The organism is Streptomyces sp. NRRL F-5650 (genome assembly GCF_000721365.1).
Classification (GTDB): Bacteria; Actinomycetota; Actinomycetes; order Streptomycetales; family Streptomycetaceae; genus Streptomyces; species Streptomyces ardesiacus.
The window spans coordinates 60,121-67,190 of the sequence record NZ_JOGV01000050.1 but is presented as its reverse complement, the minus strand read 5'-3'; the positions used below and the strand labels follow the sequence as shown (position 1 = coordinate 67,190).

The following is a 7,070-nucleotide window of genomic DNA, read 5'->3' as shown; positions in this document are numbered from 1 at the left end:
CGCCCCGGAGAGCCGGGCGGCCACTCCTCGGAAGCCACTGAAGGCAGAGAACCATAAGCCACACCCGGCCCTCCCGGGCCGACCAACAACTTACGGAGAACCATGCCCACCGACCCCCGTGAACGCGAGGTCCGCCGCCGGATGGCGGCCCAGGAGCTCTACTCGGACGGCGCCCCCGGCCTGGAGGGCCTGGCGGAGGAGCGGCTGCGCGGCAAGGAGCTGGCCGACGCCTACAACCGGACCGGCGCACGGGACGAGGAGGGCCGCCGGGCGCTCCTGAAGGAGATGCTCGCCGCGCTGGGCACCGGGGTGTGGATCGAGCCGCCGCTGCACGTGGCCTACGGCAGCCGGACGCACCTGGGCGACGACGTGTATGCCAACTTCGGCCTCACGCTCGTCGACGACGTGGAGGTCTTCGTCGGCGACCGGGTGATGTTCGGCCCGCACGTGACGGTCAGCACGACCGGCCATCCCGTCCACCCGGACCTGCGCAGGGACGGCACGCAGTTCTCCGCGCCGGTGCGCATCGAGGACGACGTGTGGATCGGGGCCGGCGCGCTGATCATGCCCGGCGTGACCGTCGGCCGGGGGTCCGTGGTCGGCGCGGGCAGCGTGGTGACGGCGCACGTGCCGCCGATGACGGTCGTCGCCGGGACCCCGGCCCGGGTGCTGCGCGAGATCACCGACGCCGACCGCGCGTGGAGCCACCGCCCGCCGCGCACCCTGCGCCGGGAGGCCGGCTGACCACCCGGGTGCGACAACTTCCCGCCTCCGCCCGGCACATGGCAGGGCGCCACGGAGCTACGATGATCGGGAAGCGCGGCGGAGTGTCACCTCCCGGAGCACGGAGCCTGCCATGACGACGGACCCATCCCGCCCTCCCCGCATCGACACGGGCCGGGCCCATCCCGCGCGGGTCTACGACTGGCTGCTCGGCGGCAAGGACAACTACCCGGTCGACGAGGCCGTGGGCGAGACGCTGCCGCCCGAGGCGCGGGTCGCGGCGCGGCAGAACCGCGCGTTCATGAACCGGGCGGTGGCGCACCTGGCCGCGCGGGGCATCGACCAGTTCCTGGACATCGGCACGGGCATCCCGACCGAACCCAACCTGCACCGGATCGTCCAGCGGACGGTACCGACGGCCCGGGTCGTCTACGCCGACAACGACCCGATCGTGCTGCGGCACGCGGAGGCCCTGCTGGTCAGCAGCCCCGAGGGGGCCACCGACTACATCCAGGCCGACGTCCGCGAGCCGGACGGGATCGTGCGGCACGCCCGCCGGATCCTGGACTTCGACCGGCCGATCGGGCTGTCGCTGATCGCCCTGATGCACTTCGTTCCGGACGACGACGCCCGCGGCATCGTCCGGGGGCTGGTGGAGACCCTGCCGTCCGGCAGCCACCTGGTCCTGTCGCACGCCGCGATCGACCTCTTCCCCGAGCTGGCGGAGCAGGTGATCGACCAGTACGCCAAGGGCGGCATCCGGCTCGGCTTCCGCACCCGGGCGGAGGTGGCCCGCTTCTTCGACGGCCTGGAGCTGCTGCCGCCCGGTCTGGTGACGGCCACCGAGTGGTCCGGCGAGGGCCTGGAACCGCCCGCGCCGGAGGAGAGCGGCATCTACGCGGGCGTGGCGCGCATTCCCTGAGGTGCGAAGGTAAGGCGAACCTAACGTCGGATAATGTTTCGTGTGCAACAACACCGGAAGCCCTTCTTCCGGCTGTTCCGCGAGCACACTGGGGAGCCGGCCTTGCCGCACACGACCGACACGGCCCGGGACCGGCCGGGCGCCGCCACCGCCGACACCGACACCGACACCGACACCGAGAGGGGCTGGGTCGAACTCGGCTCCCGTGCGCACCTGCGCGAGCTGCTGGGCGAACCCTGGCCCGTCGTCATCGACAAGGTGCACGACCGCCTCACGGACGACGACCTGGACATCCTCTCCCGCTCCCCCTTCTGCCTGTTGGCGACCTCCGACGCGGGCGGCAACTGCGACGTGTCGCCCCGCGGCGACGCACCCGGCTTCACCCACGTCCTCGACTCAGGCACCCTCGCCCTGCCGGACCGGCCGGGCAACCGGCGCGGGGACAGTTTCCACAACATCCTCGACAATCCGCACGCCGGACTGCTCTACCTGATCCCGGGCGGCAAGGAGGTGCTCCGGGTCAACGGCCGGGCGCGCATCCTCACCGACGCCCCCTTCTTCGACGCGATGACGCGGGACGGAAGGCGCCCGGAGCTGGCGCTGCTCCTGGAGATCGACGAGATCTACCTGCACTGCCCGATGTCCCTGAACCGGGCGGGCCTGTGGAAGTCCCGTCCCCAGAAGGCTGGTTGACGCCTCCGGCCCGGCGGGGGCGGGCGAACGCAGGGGCCGTGGCGGGGCCCGTGTGAGCCCCGCCTCTACCAGTACTTTTTAGGTTAGGCTAACCTTCGTCGCGTGAGAGCAGCAGAAGACGCAGCCGGTACTCCGCGCCTGCGCGGTCATGAGCTGTCGGCGACGGGCGTGACCGTCGCGTACGACGGCGTGGATGTCGTGCACGACGCGGGAGTCAGGCTCCGGCCCGGCGAAGTGACCGTCCTGGTCGGCCCCAACGGCAGCGGCAAGTCCACCCTGCTGCGGACCGTCGCACGGCTGCAGCGGGCCCGCAGCGCCACCATCGACATCGACGGCACGACCGACGCGCTGGCGCTGACGTCCCGTGAGTTCTCGCGGTACGTCGCCCTGCTGACCCAGGCGCGGCCGACACCCGGCGGGCTGACCGTACGGGACGTCGTCGAGTTCGGCCGCTACCCCTACCGGGGCCGCTGGGGGCGGCCCGATCCGGACGGTCCGGCCGCCGTGGACCGGGCGCTCGCCCTCACCGGCGTCGACGGCCTCGCCGACCGCGGCGCCGACCACCTCTCCGGCGGACAGCTCCAGCGCGTGTGGCTCGCGAGCTGCCTCGCCCAGGAGACCGGCGTACTGCTCCTGGACGAACCCACGACCTACCTCGACCTGCGCTACCAGGTCGAACTGCTCGACCTGATCCGCGACCTGGCGGACGTGCACGGCATCGCCGTCGGCGTCGTCCTGCACGACCTCGACCAGGCGGCGGCCGTCGCCGACCGGATCACGCTGCTCGAAGCGGGCCGGATCGTCGCCGACGGCACGCCCGAGGACGTACTGACGCCCGAACGCCTGACCGCCGTCTACGGCATCCGCATCGACGTCGACACCGATCCCCTCACCGGCCGGCTGCGCACCCGCCCGGTCGGCCGCCACCACATACGCACCCCCGAAAGGCTCGGCACCACCTCATGAGACGCCTCCTGCTCACCGCGGCCGCCACCACCGCCGCGGCGCTCACCCTCGCCGCCTGCGGCACCAGCGAACCCGCCGCCGACAAGACGGAGAAGAAGGCCTCCGGGGCGATCACGCTCAAGGACGGCAAGGGCACCGAGGTGAAGCTCGACGGGCCGGCCACCAAGGTCGTCGCCACCGAGTGGAACGTCGTCGAGAGCCTCGTCTCCCTCGGGGTCGACCCGGTGGGCGTCGCGGACGTCAAGGGGTACAAGACCTGGGACAGCGCCGTTCCGCTGAAGAACGAGCCCAAGGACATCGGCACCCGCGGCGAGCCGAGCATGGACACCGTCGCCTCCCTCGCCCCCGACCTCGTCGTCGCCACCACGGACCTCTCCCCGGCCGCCGTGAAGCAGTTGCGCGAGATCGCCCCGGTGATCGAGGTGGCCTCCGCCGACGGCACCGGTCAGATCGACCGGATGCTGGACAACGTCGACCTCATCGCCAGGGCGACCGGCACCACGGACCAGGCCGAGTCGCTGCGCAAGGGCTTCGAGGCCAAGGTCGCCGCAGGGAAGAAGTCCCTGGCCGACGCCGGGATGGGCGGCAAGAACCTCGCCTTCGCCGACGGCTACGTCACCTCCAACCAGGTTTCGATCCGCCCGTACACCGCGACCTCCCTCATCGGCGAGGTCAACGAGGCCATCGGCCTGAAGAACGCCTGGACGGTGAAGGGCGACGCGGCCTACGGTCTGGGCAGTACCGACGTCGAGGGCCTGACCAAGCTGCCGAAGGACACCCGGTTCGCCTACATCGGCAACGACGAGGACCCGAGCGCCACCCCGTTCACCGGTGAGCTGGCGAAGAACCCGGTCTGGAAGTCGCTGCCGTTCGTGACGGCGGGGCACGTGCACCGGCTCGACGACGGCATCTGGATGTTCGGCGGTCCCGGGTCGATGGAGGCGTACATCGACGCCGTCGTCGGCGCCCTGACGAAGTAGCGGGGCCATGACCGTCACCGCAACCGAAGCCGCAACCGAGCCCGCAGCCGAGCCCGCCGGGGCCCGTCCGCCGGCGGTTCCCGCCTCCCGGTCGGGCGCGGCCGCGGTGACGGCCGGGATCGTCCTGCTGGTCGCCGTCCTCGCGGTCGTCGACATCACCCAGGGCACCGCCGCCGTCGGACCGTCCGAGGTGTTCAAGGCCCTGACCGGGCGGGCCTCCGCGGACGACGCGTCCGTCGTCGTCGCCTCCCGGCTGCCGCGCATGACCGCGGGGCTGCTGGTCGGCGCCGTCCTGGGCATGGCCGGCGCGGTGCTCCAGGCGGTCAGCCGCAACGTGCTCGCCTCCCCCGACACCCTCGCGGTGAACGCGGGTTCCTACCTGGCGCTGGGACTGGCCGGCGCCACCGGCGTGTCACTGCCGCTGCTCGCCTCCTCCGGCGTCGCCTTCGTCGGCGGCCTCGCGGCGGCGGCCGTCGTGCTCGGCCTGTCCGGCCTCGGCACGGGCACCGTCCGCCTCGTCCTGGCGGGCACCGCGCTGATGCTGGGCCTGAACTCCATGACGGAGGGTCTGCTGCTGCTCTTCCCGGAGCAGACGGAGGGCCTCTACCAGTGGAACCAGGGCAGCATCTCCCAGAACGGCTTCGACGGCGTCCTGCAGATGCTGCCGATCGCCCTGGCCGGGCTGGCCGGCCTGCTGCTGACGGCCCGCCGGGTGGACGCGCTGGCCCTGGGCGACGACGCGGCCCGCGGTCTCGGCGTCCCGGTCCGGGCCACCCGGGTCACGGTCGTCGTGCTCGCGGCCCTGCTGTCGGCCACGGCGGTCACCCTCGCCGGTCCGATCGGCTTCGTCGGCCTGTGCGCCCCCGCCCTGGTGCGCCCGCTCGCACGCCGCTTCCGCGGCTTCAGCCGCTCCCGTACGGCCCTGCCGGCGGCGGCGCTGACCGGCGCCGCCCTGGTGCTCGGCTCGGACGTGCTGCTGCGGGCCCTGGTGGCGGACGAGCGCTCGGTGTCCGTGCCCACGGGCGTGGTGACCAGCCTGGTCGGCGCCGTGTTCCTGGTCGCCATGGCCCTGCGGGTGCGCGACACCGCCGGGGCGGGGGCTCCGGACCGGCTGCGCACCCCCGGCCGGGGGGTGTTCCTGGCCACGGTCGCCGTCCTGGTCGTGGTCCTGGTGGGGCTGGTGATCGCCGCCGTGCTGGTGGGCGACACCAAGCTGCTGCTCGGCGACGTCGTCAACTGGGCCCAGGGCCGGGCCGGGCGCGCCGTCTCCTTCGTGCTGGACACGCGGGTGCCGCGGGTGCTGGCCGCGCTGTGCGCGGGCGCGGCGCTGGCCCTCGCGGGCACGCTGGTGCAGGCCGTCACCCGCAACCCGCTCGCCGAACCGAACGTCCTCGGGGTGACCGGCGGCGGCGCGCTGGGCGCGGTGATCCTGGTGACCACCGTGCCGGCCGCCGGGACCTGGGGCGTGGCGGGCGCCGCGTTCGCGGGGTCCGCCGTCACCGCCGTCCTCGTCTTCGGGCTCGCCGCCCGGGGCGGCTTCCGGCAGAACCGGCTGGTCCTCGTCGGCATCGGCGTGGCCTCCGGGACGGCGGCGCTGATCAGTCTGCTGATCGTGCTCACCGACCCGTTCAACGCCACCAAGGCGCTGACCTGGCTGTCGGGTTCGACCTACGGGCGGACCCTGCCGGACGTCGTGCCCGTCGCGCTGGCGCTGGCCGTCGGCATCGGTGTGGCCGTCGCCCGGCGCACCGAGCTGGACCTGGTCTCGCTGGACGAGGACACCCCGCGGCTGCTCGGCCTGCGGCTGGCTCCGGGACGCCTCGGGTTCCTGGTGCTGAGCGTGGTCCTCAGCTCGACCGCGGTGGCCTGCGCGGGCACGATCGGTTTCGTCGGTCTGGTCGCCCCGCACGCGGCACGCGCCCTGGTGGGCCGGCGGCACGTGCGGGTGGTGCCGGTGGCGGTCCTGCTCGGTGCCGTCCTCGTCTGCGCCGCCGACCTCCTCGGCCGCACGGTGATCGCCCCGGCCCAGCTCGGCGCGGGTCTCATGACGGCGGTGATCGGCACGCCGTACTTCCTGTACCTGCTGGTCCGCAGCCGTCGCTAGCCGACTGCCCGAGGGGGCAACCGGCCGCTCGCGGGTCCGCGACCGCCGTACGGTGCCGCCCCCGGACCTGCGCCACGCGGACGGGGGCCACGCGGGCCTGCTGAACGTCGTCGGCCTGGAGGCCACCTGCTGGGACGGGCAGCCGCCGCCCGGCGCGGTGAGCGAGATCGTCGAGATCGGGCTCGCCGTGGTGGACCTCGACCCGGGAACGGGCGGCCCGGCACCGGATCCTGGTGCGGCCCGTCCGCTCCCCGGTCAGCGCGTTCCGCACCGGGCTGACCGGCATCACCCCGGCCGAGGCCGACCGGTGCCTGAGCCTGGCCCGGGCCTGCGACACGCTGGGCCAGTGCGCGGCGGACGGGGTCGCGTACCCCTTCGTACGGCCGGCACAGCGCGCGCACACCGACGCCAAGGCCGTCTTCGCCGAGGCCCACGGGCCGCGCCAGGGTGTCCCGGCATGGCGCGGGCACCGGAGATCGCCGGGCCGCCCCCGGAGGGGCGGCACCACCGAGGGACGGACGGCGCCTGGAAATCGCCGCGCTGGTGCTCGGGCGGCGGACCGAGGGGCCTGGCCGGGCTCCTGGGGGCAGTTCCCCGGCGGTCAGCGCCTGCCGGGCGGCGCTTGGCCCGGCCGCGCCTGCTTCCACCGTGCTCGGTCCGATCGCGCTTGTTAGACAGCTCG

Annotated in this window: 6 protein-coding genes and 1 pseudogene; all 7 read left to right on the top strand. The window is 73.8% G+C overall.

Translation table 11 applies throughout. The features are described from left to right. Nucleotides 1–102 precede the first annotated feature (102 nt). The 7 genes and pseudogenes from IG88_RS0132250 (at nucleotide 103) to IG88_RS44615 (ending at nucleotide 7,062) form a co-directional block, all read left to right on the top strand. Complete coding sequence (locus IG88_RS0132250; protein ID WP_031048989.1) at nucleotides 103–744, top strand: sugar O-acetyltransferase; 642 nt, start codon at nucleotides 103–105, stop codon at nucleotides 742–744. Nucleotides 745–856: 112 nt separating this feature from the next. Further along, nucleotides 857–1,645 carry an SAM-dependent methyltransferase gene (locus IG88_RS0132245; protein ID WP_031048987.1) on the top strand — a complete coding sequence of 263 codons (789 nt, stop codon included), beginning with the start codon at nucleotides 857–859 and terminating at the stop codon, nucleotides 1,643–1,645. A gap of 102 nt (nucleotides 1,646–1,747) precedes the next feature. Then, complete coding sequence (locus IG88_RS0132240) at nucleotides 1,748–2,338, top strand: MSMEG_1061 family FMN-dependent PPOX-type flavoprotein (protein ID WP_031048986.1); 591 nt, start codon at nucleotides 1,748–1,750, stop codon at nucleotides 2,336–2,338. Between the two features lie 102 nt (nucleotides 2,339–2,440). After that, on the top strand, nucleotides 2,441–3,304 hold the full coding sequence (cdtA, locus tag IG88_RS0132235; protein WP_031048984.1) for a siderophore ABC transporter ATP-binding protein CdtA: 864 nt from the start codon (nucleotides 2,441–2,443) through the stop codon (nucleotides 3,302–3,304). Further along, a complete protein-coding gene (locus tag IG88_RS0132230; protein ID WP_031048982.1) occupies nucleotides 3,301–4,284 on the top strand; it encodes an iron-siderophore ABC transporter substrate-binding protein in 984 nt (327 codons plus the stop codon). The genes cdtA and IG88_RS0132230 overlap by 4 nt, the downstream gene beginning before the upstream one ends. A 7-nt stretch (nucleotides 4,285–4,291) precedes the next feature. After that, nucleotides 4,292–6,388, top strand: coding sequence for an iron ABC transporter permease (locus IG88_RS0132225; protein ID WP_031048980.1), 2,097 nt, complete (start codon nucleotides 4,292–4,294; stop codon nucleotides 6,386–6,388). 67 nt (nucleotides 6,389–6,455) lie between these two features. Further along, nucleotides 6,456–7,062: pseudogene (locus tag IG88_RS44615) on the top strand (DNA polymerase III). Nucleotides 7,063–7,070 lie beyond the last annotated feature (8 nt).